General features: G+C 72.7%; 17 protein-coding genes and 1 pseudogene. 10 read left to right on the forward strand and 8 right to left on the reverse strand.

All coding sequences use genetic code 11. From position 1 onward, the window contains the following. Window positions 1–224, forward strand: a pseudogene (locus EF903_RS15390) (PadR family transcriptional regulator); the annotation flags it as partial. 100 nt (window positions 225–324) lie between these two features. On the opposite strand, the gene EF903_RS15395 reads toward EF903_RS15390, so the two are convergent. Further along, a complete protein-coding gene (locus EF903_RS15395) occupies window positions 325–1287 on the reverse strand; it encodes a zinc-binding dehydrogenase (protein WP_125543797.1) in 963 nt (320 codons plus the stop codon). 513 nt (window positions 1288–1800) lie between these two features. Continuing rightward, window positions 1801–3003: an NADP-dependent malic enzyme gene (locus EF903_RS15400; protein WP_125543798.1), complete on the reverse strand. Its 1203-nt coding sequence runs from the start codon at window positions 3001–3003 to the stop codon at window positions 1801–1803. A gap of 529 nt (window positions 3004–3532) precedes the next feature. Between EF903_RS15400 and EF903_RS15405 the strand changes: the two genes are divergently transcribed. Genes EF903_RS15405 through EF903_RS15415 form a run of 3 tightly spaced genes read left to right on the forward strand, consistent with a single transcriptional unit; the run spans window position 3533 to window position 6260 of the window. Beyond that, window positions 3533–4495 carry an ABC transporter substrate-binding protein gene (locus tag EF903_RS15405; protein WP_125543799.1) on the forward strand — a complete coding sequence of 321 codons (963 nt, stop codon included), beginning with the start codon at window positions 3533–3535 and terminating at the stop codon, window positions 4493–4495. 59 nt (window positions 4496–4554) lie between these two features. Then, window positions 4555–5496 (forward strand): amino acid ABC transporter permease, encoded by a 942-nt coding sequence (locus EF903_RS15410; protein ID WP_125543800.1) that lies wholly within the window; start codon window positions 4555–4557, stop codon window positions 5494–5496. Further along, on the forward strand, window positions 5496–6260 hold the full coding sequence (locus tag EF903_RS15415; RefSeq protein ID WP_312845927.1) for an amino acid ABC transporter ATP-binding protein: 765 nt from the start codon (window positions 5496–5498) through the stop codon (window positions 6258–6260). Before EF903_RS15410 ends, EF903_RS15415 begins: the two co-directional genes overlap by 1 nt. A gap of 121 nt (window positions 6261–6381) precedes the next feature. Here the strand turns inward: EF903_RS15415 and EF903_RS15420 are convergent, their stop codons facing one another. After that, complete coding sequence (locus tag EF903_RS15420) at window positions 6382–7143, reverse strand: trans-aconitate 2-methyltransferase (RefSeq protein WP_125543801.1); 762 nt, start codon at window positions 7141–7143, stop codon at window positions 6382–6384. 88 nt (window positions 7144–7231) lie between these two features. On the opposite strand from EF903_RS15420, the gene EF903_RS15425 reads away from it, so the two are divergent. Next, on the forward strand, window positions 7232–7861 hold the full coding sequence (locus EF903_RS15425) for a CGNR zinc finger domain-containing protein (protein WP_114054131.1): 630 nt from the start codon (window positions 7232–7234) through the stop codon (window positions 7859–7861). Here the strand turns inward: EF903_RS15425 and sodX are convergent. Continuing rightward, window positions 7765–8178 carry a nickel-type superoxide dismutase maturation protease gene (sodX, locus tag EF903_RS15430; protein WP_114054132.1) on the reverse strand — a complete coding sequence of 138 codons (414 nt, stop codon included), beginning with the start codon at window positions 8176–8178 and terminating at the stop codon, window positions 7765–7767. The two genes, EF903_RS15425 and sodX, sit on opposite strands and share 97 nt — an antisense overlap. A gap of 182 nt (window positions 8179–8360) precedes the next feature. Between sodX and sodN the strand changes: the two genes are divergently transcribed. Next, a complete protein-coding gene (sodN, locus tag EF903_RS15435; protein ID WP_125543802.1) occupies window positions 8361–8756 on the forward strand; it encodes a superoxide dismutase, Ni in 396 nt (131 codons plus the stop codon). Between the two features lie 87 nt (window positions 8757–8843). On the opposite strand, the gene EF903_RS15440 is transcribed toward sodN, so the two are convergent. From EF903_RS15440 to EF903_RS15450, 3 genes are read right to left on the reverse strand one after another with little or no spacing between them, the layout of a single operon-like run. Next, window positions 8844–9422 carry an HD family hydrolase gene (locus tag EF903_RS15440; RefSeq protein ID WP_125543803.1) on the reverse strand — a complete coding sequence of 193 codons (579 nt, stop codon included), beginning with the start codon at window positions 9420–9422 and terminating at the stop codon, window positions 8844–8846. Between the two features lie 21 nt (window positions 9423–9443). Next, window positions 9444–9971, reverse strand: coding sequence for a DUF6879 family protein (locus EF903_RS15445; protein WP_125543804.1), 528 nt, complete (start codon window positions 9969–9971; stop codon window positions 9444–9446). Window positions 9972–10014: 43 nt separating this feature from the next. Continuing rightward, a complete protein-coding gene (locus EF903_RS15450) occupies window positions 10015–11235 on the reverse strand; it encodes a helix-turn-helix domain-containing protein (protein WP_185902677.1) in 1221 nt (406 codons plus the stop codon). Between the two features lie 159 nt (window positions 11236–11394). Between EF903_RS15450 and EF903_RS15455 the strand changes: the two genes are divergently transcribed. After that, window positions 11395–11610 carry a hypothetical protein gene (locus EF903_RS15455; protein WP_125543805.1) on the forward strand — a complete coding sequence of 72 codons (216 nt, stop codon included), beginning with the start codon at window positions 11395–11397 and terminating at the stop codon, window positions 11608–11610. 345 nt (window positions 11611–11955) lie between these two features. On the opposite strand, the gene EF903_RS15460 is transcribed toward EF903_RS15455, so the two are convergent. Continuing rightward, entirely contained in the window at window positions 11956–12141 is a 186-nt protein-coding gene (locus EF903_RS15460; RefSeq protein WP_010061466.1) for a DUF6104 family protein, read from the reverse strand. A gap of 132 nt (window positions 12142–12273) precedes the next feature. On the opposite strand from EF903_RS15460, the gene EF903_RS15465 reads away from it, so the two are divergent. The 3 genes from EF903_RS15465 to EF903_RS15475 all read left to right on the forward strand — a co-directional run. Then, complete coding sequence (locus EF903_RS15465; RefSeq protein WP_260615375.1) at window positions 12274–14361, forward strand: serine protease; 2088 nt, start codon at window positions 12274–12276, stop codon at window positions 14359–14361. A 19-nt stretch (window positions 14362–14380) separates the two neighbouring features. Beyond that, a complete protein-coding gene (locus EF903_RS15470) occupies window positions 14381–15391 on the forward strand; it encodes a MoxR family ATPase (RefSeq protein ID WP_114054145.1) in 1011 nt (336 codons plus the stop codon). 4 nt (window positions 15392–15395) lie between these two features. Beyond that, a partial coding sequence (locus EF903_RS15475; RefSeq protein ID WP_148142525.1) for a hypothetical protein occupies window positions 15396–15600 on the forward strand: 205 nt, incomplete at its 3' end.

Genomic DNA, 15600 nt, shown 5'->3' on the forward strand with positions numbered 1-15600 from the left:
GCGCCGGGGGCGCCCCGGCGCCGGAGGCCGCCGCCTGGGCGGCCGACGTGCCGCGCACCGGCGATCCGGTGCGCGACCTGGACCGGCTGCTGGACCGCTTCCGCGACGGCGTCCGCGACGCCGCCCGCGACCACGGCGTCACCGCGGCCCAGCTGGAGGAGGCGCACGCCCACCTGGCGGCGGCGGCCGCCCGCATCGCGGCGGCCCTGAGGCCCTCCCGCTGACGCCGCCGCCCGTCCCCGCCCCGCCCGCCGCACCGGCGGGCGGGGCGGCGGCGCTGCGGAGGCGGGCCGGGGGACAGGCCGGCGGAACGCCGCCCCGGAACTAGACGGTCAGGACGACCTTGCCGAAGAGGTCGCCGGCGGCCAGCTTCTCGAAGCCCTCGCGGGCCCGGTCCAGCGGCAGCACCTCGTCGATCACGGGCCGCAGCCCCGTCGCCGCGCAGAACGACAGCAGGTCCTCCAGCTCGTCCTTCGAGCCCATCGTCGAGCCGACCACCTTGAGCTCCAGGAAGAAGATCCGGGTGAGCTCCGCGTGCGCGGGGCGGTCCCCGCTCGTGGCGCCGGAGATGACGAGGGTGCCGCCGGGGCGCAGCGACTTGACCGAGTGGGACCAGGTGGCCGCGCCGACCGTCTCGATGACCGCGTCCACGCGGTGCGGCAGGCGGGCGCCCGGCTCGAAGGCGTCCGCGGCGCCGAGCTCCACGGCCCGCTTGCGCTTGGCCTCGTCCCGGCTGGTCGCGTACACGCGGAGCCCGGCGGCCCTGCCCAGCGCGATGGCGGCGGTCGCGACACCGCCGCCGGCCCCCTGCACCAGGACCGAGTCGCCCGGCCGGACGCCCGCGTTGGTGAAGAGCATCCGGTACGCCGTCAGCCAGGCCGTGGGCAGGCAGGCGGCCTCCTCGAAGGTGAGCTCGGCGGGCTTGCGCAGCACGTTCCATGCGGGGACGGACACCTGCTCGGCGAACGTGCCCTGGTAGCGCTCCGTCAGGATCGAGCGGGGCTCGTCCGGGCCGACGCCGTGGCCGCTCTGGCCGATCACCGAGTGCAGGACGACCTCGTTGCCGTCCTGGTCGATGCCGGCGGCGTCGCAGCCGAGGATCATCGGGAGCTTGTCCTCGCCGAGGCCTACCCCGCGCAGCGACCAGAGGTCGTGGTGGTTGAGGGAGGCAGCCTTGACGTTCACGGTCACCCAGCCGGGGCGGGCCGCCGGAGCCGGGCGCTCGCCCAGTTCGAGGCCGCTCAGCGGCTGGTCACGGTCGATACGGGCGGCATAGGCAGCGAACATGCCGCGACGCTACCGCCCGGTAGGCGGCGGTACCAGCCCTGTCGGCACATCGGCGGTGAGGCCTTCGTCGCACCGGTGGCGCGGCGCCGGCAGGGGCCGCCGCGCCCGCCGGGGGGATGCGTACGGCCTTGGCGGGAACCGTTCGGGGGAGTGGCGGCGTCCTTCGGAACAGAGGGCGCCGGCGCCGGAACGGAACTGTCTGTCGCAGGCCCAACTACACGCTGTACCTGCGGTCTTGGCGTATTTCGGACGCCAAGCGGAATGGCGAGATCGCGTCAGGTGGGCCGGTAGTATTCAGCCCGGCGCGGCCGAGCTCGTCATGAGCCTGTCATTTAGGGCGCGCCTGCTCCGAGATGTCCGAGGCCCGCGCGGCGGCTCCTCGAACGACTCGCCGACGCGGTGCGACCCCTCCCCGTTCGGGGGCGGGGAGGGTGCGTGCCGCGGGCGGGCGCACACGTGGAGGGGCCCGGCCGGATCGGATCCGGCCGGGCCCCTCCACGCACGGTGCCGCGGTCAGCCCAGGCGGGCCACCCCGTCGGCCTTGGCGGCGGCGGCCACCGCGGCCGCGACCGCCTCGGCGACGCGCTCGTCGAACGGCGACGGGATCACGTAGTCGGCGGCGAGCTCGTCGCCCACGACGCCCGCGATGGCGTCGGCAGCGGCGATCTTCATGCCCTCGGTGATCCGGCTTGCGCGGACCTTCAGGGCGCCCGCGAAGATGCCGGGAAACGCCAGCACGTTGTTGATCTGGTTCGGGAAGTCCGAGCGGCCCGTCGCCACGACGGCCGCGTACTTGTGCGCGACCTCCGGGTGGACCTCGGGGTTCGGGTTGGCCATGGCGAAGACGAAGGAGTCCTTCGCCATCGACGCGACGGCCTCCTCGGCCACCGTGCCGCCCGAGACGCCGATGAAGACGTCCGCGCCGGCGAGCGCCTTCTCCAGCGAGCCGGTCAGGCCGGTCCTGTTCGTCAGGCCGGCGATCTCCGCCTTCACGTCCGTCAGGTCCGTGCGGTCCGCGGAGACCACGCCCCTGCGGTCGGTGACGCACACGTCGCCGATCCCGGCGTCCACGAGGATCTTGGCGATCGCGATGCCCGCCGCGCCGGAGCCCGAGATCACGGCCCGCAGGTCGCCGAGCGTGCGCCCGGTGAGCTTCGCGGCGTTGCGCAGGGCGGCCAGCGTCACGATGGCCGTGCCGTGCTGGTCGTCGTGGAAAATCGGGATGTCGAGGGCCTCCTGGAGGCGCCGCTCGATCTCGAAGCAGCGGGGCGCGGAGATGTCCTCCAGGTTCACCCCGCCGAAGGAGGGGGCGAGCCGGACCACGGTCTCGACGATCTCGTCCGTGTCCTTGGTGGCGAGCGCGATCGGGACCGCGTCGACACCGCCGAACTGCTTGAAGAGGATGGCCTTGCCTTCCATCACCGGAAGGGAGGCCTCGGGCCCGATGTCACCGAGTCCGAGCACGGCCGTGCCGTCGGTGACGACAGCGACCACGTTGGACTTCCAGGTGTACTCGTTCACCAGCTCGGGCTGCTCCGCGATCGCGGTGCAGACCTTCGCCACGCCGGGCGTGTAGGCGAGGGACAGGTCGTCCTTGTTCTGGACCGGCACCGTGGCCTGAATGGCCATCTTGCCGCCCCGGTGCAGTGCGAACACCGCGTCCGGGTTGTTGTCCGTAACGCTGTCGCTGCGAGGATTGACGATCTCCGCTGCCACTGTTCTAGACCCCTTAAGTCTTTGAATCATTGAGGGTTGGCCACTCCTGGTTAAGGGGTGGGCGGGCACCGCGTCCGTACTCCGCATCGGCGGTTGGCCCGCCTCCGCGAAGGGGAGGTTCGAACGCGCGGGGCGCGCCGCACGCGCGCCCTGAGCCCCGGATGAGGGGTGTAAGGATCCGTTGTACCCGAAGAACAGTCACCCAGACGAGTCGATTCCGGCTGGACTGGATGCCTCTTGTCCGGTTTTCGGCGAAAGGTCCAAAGAGCTCGGTCCGGCGGCCGAGACGCTCCGTAAATAATCCGTCAAAAAGGCCAGGTCACAGCTGTTCCTTCGGCGCATGGGCGTCCGCTCCGCAGTCATGGAGGGCACTTCGGGGCACCCGTTATCCGATTTTGACCTGACGAACTGCCTGAATGCGTCAGTCCGAATGGCAAGATGCCGTAACCGCACGAGGTCGCGACACTCGAAGGTGCGTGCCCGACCCGTTCTCGCTTGTTTTTCCCTGCTCAGCCGGAGGAACCTGCTCATGACCGCAAGCACCACCCGTCGTACGACCGCCGCCCGGTCCCGGATCGCCGCGGTCGCAGCGATCGCGGTCTCCGGCGCCCTGATCCTCACCGGTTGCGGCGACCAGACCGACAAGGGTTCGACGACGCCGTCGGGCCAGGCGGCCAACAGCAGCGCCCCGCTGTTCTCCAAGCTGCCGAAGAAGATCCAGGACGCCGGCGTCATCAAGGTCGGCACCGACGCCACGTACGCGCCGATGGAGTTCACCGAGGGCGGCAAGATCGTCGGTGTGGACCCGGACGTCGCCGCGGCCCTGGCCAAGCAGCTGGGCGTGGAGTTCAAGTTCGAGTCCGGCACCTTCGACACCCTGATCGGCAGCATGCAGACGGGCCGCAGCGACGTGGTCATGTCCTCGCTGACCGACACCAAGGCCCGCCAGGACGGCCTGGACGACAAGGGCAACAAGACCGGTGCGGGCGTCGACTTCGTCGACTACTTCCAGGCCTCCACCGGCATCCTGGTCAAGAAGGGCAACCCGGAGGGCATCAAGACCCTCGACGACCTGTGCGGCAAGAAGGTGGCCGTCCAGCGCGGCACCACCTACGAGCAGTCGGCCAAGGACCAGGCCGAGAAGTGCAAGAAGGACGGCAAGGGCGAGCTCACCGTCGAGTCCTTCCCGACCGACGCCGAGGCCCAGACCCGCGTCAAGGCCGGCGGCGCCGTCGCCGACCTGAACGACTCGCCGGTCGCCGCGTACATCGCGAAGACCGCGGGCGGCGGCAACGACTTCGAGGCCATCGCCAACCCGACGGACGCCGGCTTCTTCGGCATCGCCGTCGACAAGAAGAACACCGAGCTCCGCGACGCCCTCCAGCAGGCGCTGGACGCGATCATCAAGGACGGCACCTACAAGGCCGCCCTCGACAAGTGGAACGCCGGCTCCGGTGCCGTGACCGAAGCCAAGGTCAACGCCGGCCAGTGACCTACCCGGAGTACTCCCCTCGTACTTCGTCTTCCTTGCACCACTGAAGGGCAGTCACTGTGACTGACAAGCTCGACAAGGCCTCCGGCCCGGCGGACACCCCGCCGGCCGGGGCCGTCCCCCCCGAGGCGATCCGCGCCATCCCGGTGCGCCACTACGGCCGGTGGATCAGCGCCGTGGTCGTCCTCGCGCTCGCCGCCGCGCTCGCCTACGCCTTCTCGCAGGGCAACGTGCGCTGGGCCACCGTGCCCGAGAAGATGTTCGACCCGACGATCCTGCGGGGTCTGGGCAACACCATCTGGATCAGCATCGCCTCCATGGCGCTCGGCCTGGTCCTCGGTGTCCTCTTCGCGGTCATGCGGCTCTCGAAGAACCCGGTGACCAGCACGATCGCCTGGTTCTACATCTGGTTCTTCCGCGGCACCCCGGTGTACGTCCAGCTCCTCATCTGGTTCAACCTCGCCCTGATCTTCCCGATCCTGAACCTCGGGTTCTACAAGGACGAGATGACCCAGGTCATGACGCCGTTCCTGGCCGCCCTGCTGGGCCTCGGCCTGAACGAGGGCGCGTACATGGCGGAGATCGTCCGCGCCGGCATCCAGTCCGTCGACGAGGGCCAGACCGAGGCCTCGCACGCCCTCGGCATGACCCAGACGCAGACCATGCGCCGCGTCGTCCTCCCGCAGGCCATGCGCGTGATCGTCCCGCCGACGGGCAACGAGTTCATCAACATGCTCAAGACCTCGTCGCTGGTCGTCGCCGTGCAGTACTTCGACCTGCTGCGCGCGGCCCAGGACATCGCGTCCACCTCGTTCGCGGTCATGGAGATGTTCTTCGTCGCGTCGATCTGGTACCTGGTCCTGACCAGCATCTTCTCGATCGGCCAGTACTACCTGGAGCGGCACTACGCCCGCGGTGCGCTGCGCACCCTGCCGCCCACGCCGCTCCAGAAGCTCAAGGCGAACCTGACCCGCCTCTCGAACCGGAAGGCGGTGGCCTGATGACGACTGCCATGGTCAAGGCCGAGGGCGTCCACAAGTCCTACGGCGCCGCGCACATCCTCAAGGGCATCGACCTGGAGGTCGCCCCGCGTGAGGTGTTCTGCCTGATCGGGCCCTCCGGCTCCGGGAAGTCGACCTTCCTGCGGTGCATCAACCACCTGGAGAAGGTCAACGGCGGCAAGCTGTACGTCGACGGCCAGCTCGTCGGCTACCGCCAGAAGGGCGACAAGCTCTACGAGCTGAAGGACAGCGAGGTCGCGGCCCAGCGCCGGGACATCGGCATGGTCTTCCAGCGCTTCAACCTCTTCCCGCACATGACGGCCATCGAGAACGTCATGGAAGCGCCGGTCATGGTCAAGCGCGAGTCCAAGGCGGTGGCGCGCGAGCGCGCCATCAAGCTGCTCGACCGCGTCGGCCTCGGCGACAAGGGCGGGAACTACCCCTCCCAGCTCTCCGGCGGCCAGCAGCAGCGCGTGGCGATCGCCCGCGCGCTGGCGATGGAGCCGAAGCTGATGCTCTTCGACGAGCCCACCTCGGCGCTCGACCCCGAGCTCGTCGGCGACGTCCTCGACGTCATGCGGGACCTGGCCGAGTCGGGCATGACCATGGTCGTGGTCACGCACGAGATGGGCTTCGCCCGCGAGGTCGGCGACAGCCTCGTCTTCATGGACGGCGGCGTCGTGGTCGAGTCCGGCCACCCGCGCGACGTCCTCGGCAACCCGCAGCACGACCGGACGAAGGCGTTCCTGTCCAAGGTGCTCTGAGCGCGCAGGACGGTCATCCGGGAGGGGCGGCACGGTCACCGTGCCGCCCCTCCCGCGTGCGCACGGGGCGCCGCTTCTTCCGATGCTCCCGGGATGTTCCCGTGAAGGTGAGCGGAAGGTCCTACTTCAGACCGAGGACCAGCGCGTCGGACGGCGAGCACCACACCGTCCGCGCCTCCGCGAAGCCCGCCTCGCGCAGTGCCCGCGCATGCCAGGCCGCGTCCGGGGTGTCGCCGTCGGCGTGCTCGCCGTAGATCTCGAAGCGGCGCTTCACCGGCTCGGCGAGCACCGGGTCGGCGGCCGCCAGGGCCCACCACTCGGCCCAGTCCGGCACGCCCGCCGCCTTGGCGCGGTCCATGCCGGCGTGCCGGTGGGCGTGCTCGGCCGCGTTGATCCGCGGGGTCGAGGGGTCGGGCATGTGGTCGGCGTTCATGAAGACGCCGCCCTCGGGCAGCAGCGGGGCCAGCTGCCGGTAGAGGACGGCCAGCTGTGGGCTGTGCAGCCAGTGCAGGGCCGTGGCCGTCAGGACGGCGTCGTAGCGGTCGTGGGGGAGCGCCGCCGTCCACTGCGGGTCCCTCAGGTCGGCGGTGACGAAGGAGGCCCGGGAATCGCCCGCGAAGTGGCCCCGCGCGATCGTCAGCAGCGCCGGGTCCAGGTCCACGCCCGTGCTCGCCGCTCCCGGGAACCGCTTGAGGACGCGGTCCGTGATACTTCCCGTACCGCACGCCAGATCCAGCACCCTGGGGGTGGGGCCCGCCAGAGCCTCCAGCATGTCGAGCATCACCCGGAACCGCTCCTCGCGGTCGGGCATGTACCACTCCTGCTGCCGGTCCCAGCTGTCCTGCCAGGCCTGCCAGTCGGTCGTGGCCCCGGTCTCTGCCATCGCGAACCCCTCCGCCCCGTCCCGTAATACCCTCGAATCAGCATCAGCGGTTACCGCGAACCCTAATCCGCATCCGTAAGGACTACAAGTGGAACTGGCCCATTACTCGGACTATGCCGTGCGCCTGGTCAACACCGAGGAGCCGGCCCGCAACAAGGACGCCCTGACCTCCGTCGAGGCCGTCCGCGCCCTCTTCGGCGAGAGCGTCCAGATGGCCCGCCGGGTCACCGACACCGACGTGACCCGCTTCCGCAACGTCCGGGGCCGCCTGCGCGCCGTCTTCGAGGCCGCGGACGGCGGCGACCACGTCCTCGCCGTCGACCTGCTGAACTCGCTGCTGATGGAGTTCCCGGTCAGCCCCCAGGTCTCCGGCCACCAGTACCTCGACGACGAGGGCCGCCCCGACTGGCACATCCACCTCGCCGACCACCCCTCGAACGCCTCCGCCGGCTACGCGGCCATCGCCTCCTTCGGCCTCGCCTTCCACCTCACCGAGCACGGCCCCGACCGGCTCGGCCTCTGCCAGGCCCCGCCCTGCCGCAACGCCTACCTCGACACCTCCACCAACCGGTCCCGGCGCTACTGCTCCGACCGCTGCGCCACCCGGGCGAACGTCGCCGCCTACCGCGCCCGCAAGCGCCTGGAGGCCGAGGCGTCCGCCCGCAGCGGCCGCAGCGCCGACACCGCCCAGGACAGCCGGGCCCTCAGCGAGCTCTGATCCGCCGGGCGCGGCCGGAAGCGCAGCACGGCCGTTGCCAGCACCAGCTCCTCGGGCACCGTCCCGTAGTCGGTGCTGTCGCCGGTCTGGTTGTACGGGTTGTCCCCGAGCACCCACCAGCCGCCCCGGCGCCGCTCCACCGCCCGCTTCACCACCAGCAGGTCCTGTTGGAACGGGTGGCGCAGCACCACCACGTCACCCGGCCTGACCGCGGCCCCGTACCGCACGACCAGCCGGTCCCCGTGCAGCAGCGTCGGCACCATCGACGGCCCCGCCACCTCCAGCACCTCGAACCGGGTGCCCCTTCCGCCCGCCATGCCCGACCTCCTCGCCCGCTGCTGCCCCCCACGGCATGGTGCCGCACGGGCCCGTACGTTCGCTCACCGCTGCCCGCCCGCCCTCGGACTTTTGTCCCAAGCCTCCGGGGCCGCTCGCGAAATCCGCCTTCGCACGGAGTAATCTCGCCCTTGAGAAGACGATCACGAGGAGGAGTATCTCCATGCTTTCCCGCCTCTTCGCCGCCAAGGCGAAGGTCTCCGCCCACTGCGACCTGCCGTGCGGCGTCTACGACCCGGCCCAGGCCCGCATCGAGGCCGAGTCGGTCAAGGCCGTCCAGGAGAAGTACCAGGCCAACGAGGACGCCGACTTCCGCGCCCGGGCCATCACCATCAAGGAGCAGCGGGCCGAGCTCGCCAAGCACCACGTCTCCGTGCTGTGGAGCGACTACTTCAAGCCCCCGCACTTCGAGAAGTACCCGCAGCTCCACACCCTGGTCAACGACACCCTGAAGGCCCTCTCGGCCGCCAAGGCGTCGAACGACCCGGCGACCGGCCAGAAGGCCCTCGACCTCATCGCCGAGATCGACCGCATCTTCTGGGAGACCAAGGCCGCCTGAGCCGCCTCCCGCTGCGCTGCCGGTCAGAGCGCACGCAGACGGCCCGGCCGCCCGCGCGGCCGGGCCGTTCGCGTTTCGGCGGCGGGCTCAGTCCGCCTCTCCCATGGCGGCCCGCAGCCAGTCGAGGGAGCCCTGCCCGAGGAGCCCGTCGGCCAGCCGCCGGCCCGTCTCGGTCGTGAGCCGGGCGCGGCTGTTGTCGATCCACCGCTGTGCCGCCTCGTGGCCCTGGGCCCGGTACTCGATGCCCTGGAGCATGCACTCCAGCTTGTCGGCGTCGCGCGCACAGATCGCCTCGGCCGAGTCCTTCGCTTCGTACTCGGCGACCAGCTCCCGGATCGCCGACGCCAGCACCTCGGGCATGCCGGCCGTCTGGTCGGCCGTCACGGCCCGGGGGTCGGCGCTGGCGGCATACTTCTTGCCGAGGTGGTTCACGTCCCCCGTGCGGGTCTCCTGGGTGTCGTGCCAGACCGCGAGGAGAGCGGCCCGGGCCGGGTCGGCGCCCTCCAGCTTGGCGATGAGCGAGGCGATGAGCGAGGTGCGCCAGGAGTGCTCGGCGACGCTCTCGGGGTCCCTGACGCCGGCCATCCACCAGCCGGTGCGGCGTGCGTGCTTCAGCGTGCCGGCCTCGTAGAGGAACCTCGCCACCGCGGACAGGTCGTCAGCCACCTGGGTCTCCTTCTCACGGGTCTACCGGATCTGGTACCGATCGTGCGGGACGGCACGCTCCCACACCGCGTCGAACGCGTCGGCGCACAGCTTGGCGGCGGCCGGGTCGTCGCTCATCTCCCCGCCGGCGGATGCGCCGTCCCCGGTGAAGTGGTTCCAGCGGACGAGCCGGCCGTCGATGAGCCAGAAGTCGTTCCCCGGCAGGGCCAGGGTGCCGGCCTGCCGTCTCGGCAGCCAGCGCACCTCCTCGCCGGCCGCCACATTGGTGAACGTGCCGTCGTACAGGAAGCGGGTGTACTCGCTGACCGGCTCGGAGACGATACGGGCGCGGCGCACGGCCACGCCGCGGTCCACCGTGGCGGCGATGAGGTCCAGCCAGGGCCGCCACCAGGAGGCCCGATCGGCGGGGTCGTGGCGGTGGCCGGCCTTCCAGTCTGCGAACGGGCCGGTTTCGTAGTCGACGGCGTACGCGTCGCGCATCTCCAGGTGGACGGCCGTGCGCTCGGCCGAGCCGAGGAGGTCAGACCAGGTCGGCACGGTCAACGGCATCACATGCCCCCTTGATCGGCATCGCCATGGCGACGGATACCCGTCAGTCCCGTTCCGCGAGTGCGGCCACCAGCAGCCGGCCCTCCGGGGCGCCCCGCCGGAGGAGCAGGCCGCCCGCCCTGTGGAGTTCGCCCCAGGCGTGGGGGCGGCCGATCTCGGATGCGTCCGCCAGGACGCTCGTTGCTGTCGTCAGCGCCGCCTCGGGCTCTCCGGCGCCGGCGTACGCGCGGGCCAGGCACGCCCCGTACCAGGCCCGGTCGCGTCGGAAGGCGGGTGCGAACCCGGCCAATCCTGCTCTCAGGTTCTCGATCGCGCTCCGCCAGTCACGCAGGTGCAGGTCGGCCATGCCGCGCTGTGCCGCGAACCAGGACTCGCCGTAGAAGTACAGCCACGGCGGGGCGTCGGCCGCATTCGAGATGATCAGCTGCGCCTCGTCGAGCCGGCGGTACGCCGCGTCCGCGTCCCCGTCGAGGGCGTGACCGCGGCCGGCCATCTGCACGGCCAGGCCGCGGGTCGCGTCGCTCGCCCCCGGCGTGGATGCCGCGGCCTCACCGAGGCGGATGGTGCGCCGGGCCCGCCCCCCGGACCAGGCGACGTGGGCCTTCATGCTCATGGTGGTGGCGGCCATGTCGCCGTGGCCGGATTCGAGGGCCCAGTCGTAGGAACGGTCGAACCAGGCGAGCGCCAGTGCCGCGTCGTCCTGGTCCTGCGCCATCCACGCGAGGAACTGCGCGTACTCGGCCATCACCCGCACCAGCCCGTCGGCGAGAGGGCCGCGCGCCTGGTCGTAGAGGCCGGCCACAGCCTCGAACTGCTTGGCCACCACCGCGGACATGACCCGCGAGCCGAGCGTGTCCTCCGCCCGGCGGTGCTCGGCCAACAGCCGCTCCACCGCAGCGAGCGAGGCCGCGTCCAGCCGCATCCCGGATGCGGTGATGTGCCGTAGGCGCTCCGTGTCCGGATCGGCCACCAGGCCCGGCAGGACGAGGGAGGGCAAGGGCATCTCGGCTCCGGCGCCGCCGAGCAGTTCGGCGGGGATGCCGAGGCCCTCGATGATGCGCCGGCGGACCTCGACGGAGGCCACCGCGCGCCGCCGGTTCTCGATCGCCGAGATGTCCGGCTGCGCCAGGCCGACGAGGGCGCCGAGCGCGCTCTGGCTGCTGTGGGTCGCCTTCCGCCACGTCCTCAGCAGCGTCGGCCAGTCCTCGGCCGCCGCGGCTGCGCGCAGGTCGGGGTGCACCCAGACGTCCAACTCCGCCTCCATGCCGGGAATATAGGGCGGCCCTATAGGGCCCGGTAGTGGATCGGGCCGGAAGTCAGCCGACATGGTGGTCGCACAGCAGGGCACACGCCCGCCGGCCACCGAGGACACGTGCCGCTGCTGCCCCGGCCACCCGTTGACACCGCCCGAGGGAGCATCACCATGGAGACACGTACCACCACCCCGTGCCACAAGGCGCCGCTTCCCGAGGACTTCCGGGACCTGACTGCGGAGCAGGCGCTCGGCAGGGCGTGCGTCGCCTGCAGGAAAGTGCTCGGTGCGGGCGCCGTCTACCGGGGCGTGGTCACCGGTCACGAGGGAGCCATGCTCCTCGACGCCGACGTCTGGTCCTGTCCCCGCCCGGCGGCCGGCCGATGACGGAGGCGGGGCGGATCTGTGCCGTCTGCCGGCGGCCGGTTCTCGGCGAGGGGATCCGGATCATCCGGCACTCGGCGTCCGGGGCCCGGCCGGACGGCTGGGTGCATTCCGCCTGCGACCGCTCCCCGCTGCGCCCGCTCAAGCCGCGCCCGCTGCGCACCTGAGCCCGCCGCCGCCCCCGCCGGGCATCCGGTGCGCGGTTGGTTTCGGTCATTTCCGCGGAGGCGGTGGCGGGGGCGGGTTGTGCCCCCGCATGCGGGTGCCCGCCGGCCGGGGGGTCCGGGCGGCGGGCGGGGGCGTGTGCGGGCGCGGGGGTGGCCCGCGCCGGCGCGGGTGCCGGGAGGGCTACTCGTCCTCGTCGTCCTCGTCGTCCAGGCGGGCCAGCCAGGTGGCCAGGCGTTCCACCGGGACCTCGAAGTCCGGGTTGAGGTCGACGAACGTGCGCAGCTGTTCGGCCAGCCACTCGAAGGTGACCTCCTCCTCGCCGCGCCGCTTCTCCAGCTCCTCGATGCCGCGATCGGTGAAGTACAAGTCGGGCTCCGTGCGTGATGAAGGTGTGCATGGGGACGTTTCCCGCCAGGATAATCCGCAGGCCGGGCAAGGCCTCCCCCCGTCGCGGCCCCGGCGCTAGCCTGGAATGCCGTCGAACGTGAGGGGGTGCGGATGCTGGACCGGCGCACCGGCGGCCCCGCGCGCGCCTACGAACTCCTCGAACCCCTCGTCCAGGCAGCCACCGTACGCGTCCACCCCGCCCCCGGCGGGTATGCAGACCGGGGGAACCACCCGACCTGGGGCAGCGGATTCTTCATCGCCCCGGGCTGGGTACTGACGTGTGCCCACGTCGTGGGCGAGGGGGGTGCTGCGGTGCGGCTGGTGGGACGAGAGATCGGCATCACCTTCTCCTCCGGCCCCCGCACCACCGGGACCGTCACCGGCCGCGTCGAATGCATCCTGCCCGAGCGGCTGGAGGAGCGCCGCCCCGCCCGGCGTGCCCTGTGGGACCTGCCCGACCTGGCCCTCGTACGGGTCCTCGCCCCGGTGTCGCACGCGTGCGTCCGGCTCACCGACCGCGCCCGGCCCCGCCTGGACGAGGTGGCGTACTTCGGCTGCACCGAGGACCTCGGCATCCCCGAGATCACCGGCCGCACCACCCGCCTGCGCGGCACCGCCGCCGGCGGCGCCGCCCTCCGCCTCGGCGACGACGACGAGATCGAGCCCGGCATGTCCGGCGGACCCGTCGTCGACCTGGGCCGCGGCGAGGTCGTCGGCGTCGTCAAGGCCCGCCGGCACACCGGCGGCGGCGGGCTCGCCGTCTCCGTCGTCCAGCTGCGCACCCTGCCCCTGGACGCCGCCGGGCAGATCGGCCTGTACCGCCGGGTCATGCAGGCCCACGACCTGTACCACTACGACGAGCACCTCAGCGACCTCGACAGCCGCCGCACCTGGACCGACGTGCACGGCGAACTCCCCGCCGCCGACCCCTACGGCGGCCCCCGCCTCACCCCCGCCGAGATCACCACCCTGTGCGGGCTGCTCGCCGAGTTACCCCCGCCCGGCTCCTCCGAGGCCGTGCGCGCCCTCGTCGAAGCGGCCCGCGGCGAGGAACCCGACCCGGCCCTGCCGGCCCCGCTGAGCTGGCGCGACGGCCTCGGCATGCTCCACGACCCGCCCGGCGGCACCGGCGAGGCCGCCGCCATGCTCCGCTACGCCACCGACATCAGCGTCGCCGACCACCGCGAACCGCCCGCCCCCGGCGCCGACGAGGAACTGTGGGACTGGGTGCGGGCCACCGCCGAGCGGCTGTGGCGCCCGCTGCGCCGTGAACTCGGCGAACGCCACGACCTGGGCCTCGCCGAGCGGGAGCGGCGCCGCCGTGCCCGCGCCGGCCGGCCCGCCCACGGCCCCGGCCGGCCCGCGCAGGCCATGCCGCAGGGCCCCTCCGTCCTGCTGGAGGCCTGGGCGCACGGCTGGGAGGACGTCTACGACTGGCGGGTCTCCGTCCTCGCCGGGCCCTCCCACCCCGGCCGCCTCACCCCCGTCGGCTCCGGCGTGCGCGTCACCCGGGCCGGCCTGCCCGAGGCGCTGCGCGACTCCCTCGCCGAGGCCTTCCGGCGCTGCGACACCCACGAGGCGCCCGCCGCCCTCGAAGTGGCCGTCGCCCCCGAGCTGTTCGGGCTGCCCGTCGACACGTGGACCGTCACCGGCCGCGTCCCCCTCGGCGTCCAGCGGCCCGTCGTCCTGCGCTACCCCGCCGGAAGCGGCGGACACGCCGCCGGCAGCCCGCCGCCCGACCCGGAGGCCGCCCACCGCCGGGCCGACCGCTGGAGCCGCGTCCAGACCGGGCCCCTGCTCGACGAGCGCGCCGACTGCGCGCACGGCCGGCCCCGCAGCCCCTCCCCGGCCTGGCTGGACGGCCTCGCCGACAACACCGTGCCGGTGCACTGCCGGGCCGCCGACCAGGAGCCCACCCTCGGGTCCCTGCACGCGGTCCGCGAGGCCGGATACGGGGTCGCGGTCACCCGGCGCCCCCCGGCCGACCCGGGGGAGTCCTGCGCGCCGTTCCACCGCGGACTGCGCGAGGAGCTGACCGAGGCGGGGCACGGGGCACCACTGCCGGTGCGGCTCCAGGCGCTGCGGGCCCGCTCCCACGGGGCGGACCCGGACGCGTACTGGTCGGACGGGACGGCCCTCGTCTGGGACGACCCGGCCCGCGCCCTGCCCGAGGACGAGCCGCTCCAGGGGGACCTGTGACGGGCGGGAGGGGACAGACGTGAACGAGGAATGGCTGATCTACCGGGGCGTCGGCGAACCGCACGACGGCATCGACGCCCTGCCCGAACCGCCGCCCTGGCGGGACTTCGACGGCGGGCCCCCCGTCGACCCGCCGCCGTCGGCCCGCTCCGCCGACGGCAACGTCGCCCGGCGCCTCGGCGCCCACCGGCAGGCCGCCGAACTGCACCGGCCCGAACCGGAGGAGCTGGAGGCCATCAACGCGGCCCTCTACCTGCGCCGCCCGCTCCTCGTCACCGGCTATCCCGGCACCGGCAAGTCCACCCTCGCGCACGCCGTCGCCCACGAGCTGAAACTCGGCCGCGTCCTGCGCTGGCCCGTCGTCTCGCGGACCACCCTCCAGGAAGGCCTCTACCGCTACGACGCCATCGCCCGCCTCCAGGACGTCCAGATCGCCGCCGGCGGCGGCGACCCCGGCGGCGCCCCCGGCATCGGCAAGTACATCCGGCTCGGACCGCTCGGCACCGCCCTGCTGCCCGCCCTCCGCCCCCGCGTCCTGCTCATCGACGAGCTCGACAAGAGCGACATCGACCTCCCCAACGACCTCCTCAACGTCCTGGAGGAGGGCGAGTTCACCCTGCCCGAACTCGAACGCGTCGCGGAGACCGAGCCGGAGGTGCACGTCCTCACCGACGACGGCGCCAAGGTCGCCGTCCGCGACGGCCGCATCCGCTGCCGGGCCTTCCCCTTCATCATCCTGACCAGCAACGGCGAACGGGACTTCCCCGCCGCCCTGCTGCGCCGCTGCATCCAGCTCAAACTCGGCCAGCCCGGCGAGAAACGCCTCGCCACCATGGTCCGCGCCCACCTCGGCGAGGACGCCGCCCGCCTCGGCGCCGACCTCATCCGCGAGTTCCTCAGCCGCTCCCAGTCCGAACTCGTCGCCGCCGACCAGCTCCTGAACGCCATCTACCTCACCCACTACGCCGCCCCCCCGACCCGTGAAGACCTCGCCGACCTCCTCATCCAGCGCCTCGACCGCCCGAGGTGAGACCATGCCCACCGCCGAGCAACCGCTCCCGGCGCCCCCCGCCCTCCGGGACCTGGCACGGCTGCTGCGGGCCGCCGGGCTCGACCCCTCCGCCGAGGAGCTGTCGGCCGACGCCCGCTGGGCCGCCGGCGGCATCGGCGCGCAGGAGCGGGGCCAGGTCCCGGAGGGCGGGGGGCGCCGGGAGCGGTTGCTCGGCGGTGGGCATGGTC

This window comes from Streptomyces sp. WAC05292, assembly GCF_003949955.1.
Taxonomy (GTDB): domain Bacteria; phylum Actinomycetota; class Actinomycetes; order Streptomycetales; family Streptomycetaceae; genus Streptomyces; species Streptomyces globosus.

Excerpts from the sequence above, each read along its gene's own strand:
- EF903_RS15415 (WP_312845927.1), top strand. The coding sequence starts at position 5,496 with ATGACGACTGCCATGGTCAAGGCCGAGGGCGTCCACAAGTCCTACGGC.
- EF903_RS15465 (WP_260615375.1), top strand. The coding sequence starts at position 12,274 with ATGCTGGACCGGCGCACCGGCGGCCCCGCGCGCGCCTACGAACTCCTC.
- EF903_RS15405 (WP_125543799.1), top strand. The coding sequence starts at position 3,533 with ATGACCGCAAGCACCACCCGTCGTACGACCGCCGCCCGGTCCCGGATC.
- sodX (WP_114054132.1), bottom strand. The coding sequence starts at position 8,178 with ATGGCGGGCGGAAGGGGCACCCGGTTCGAGGTGCTGGAGGTGGCGGGG.
- EF903_RS15445 (WP_125543804.1), bottom strand. The coding sequence starts at position 9,971 with ATGCCGTTGACCGTGCCGACCTGGTCTGACCTCCTCGGCTCGGCCGAG.
- EF903_RS15455 (WP_125543805.1), top strand. The coding sequence starts at position 11,395 with ATGGAGACACGTACCACCACCCCGTGCCACAAGGCGCCGCTTCCCGAG.
- EF903_RS15395 (WP_125543797.1), bottom strand. The coding sequence starts at position 1,287 with ATGTTCGCTGCCTATGCCGCCCGTATCGACCGTGACCAGCCGCTGAGC.
- EF903_RS15420 (WP_125543801.1), bottom strand. The coding sequence starts at position 7,143 with ATGGCAGAGACCGGGGCCACGACCGACTGGCAGGCCTGGCAGGACAGC.
- EF903_RS15450 (WP_185902677.1), bottom strand. The coding sequence starts at position 11,235 with ATGGAGGCGGAGTTGGACGTCTGGGTGCACCCCGACCTGCGCGCAGCC.
- sodN (WP_125543802.1), top strand. The coding sequence starts at position 8,361 with ATGCTTTCCCGCCTCTTCGCCGCCAAGGCGAAGGTCTCCGCCCACTGC.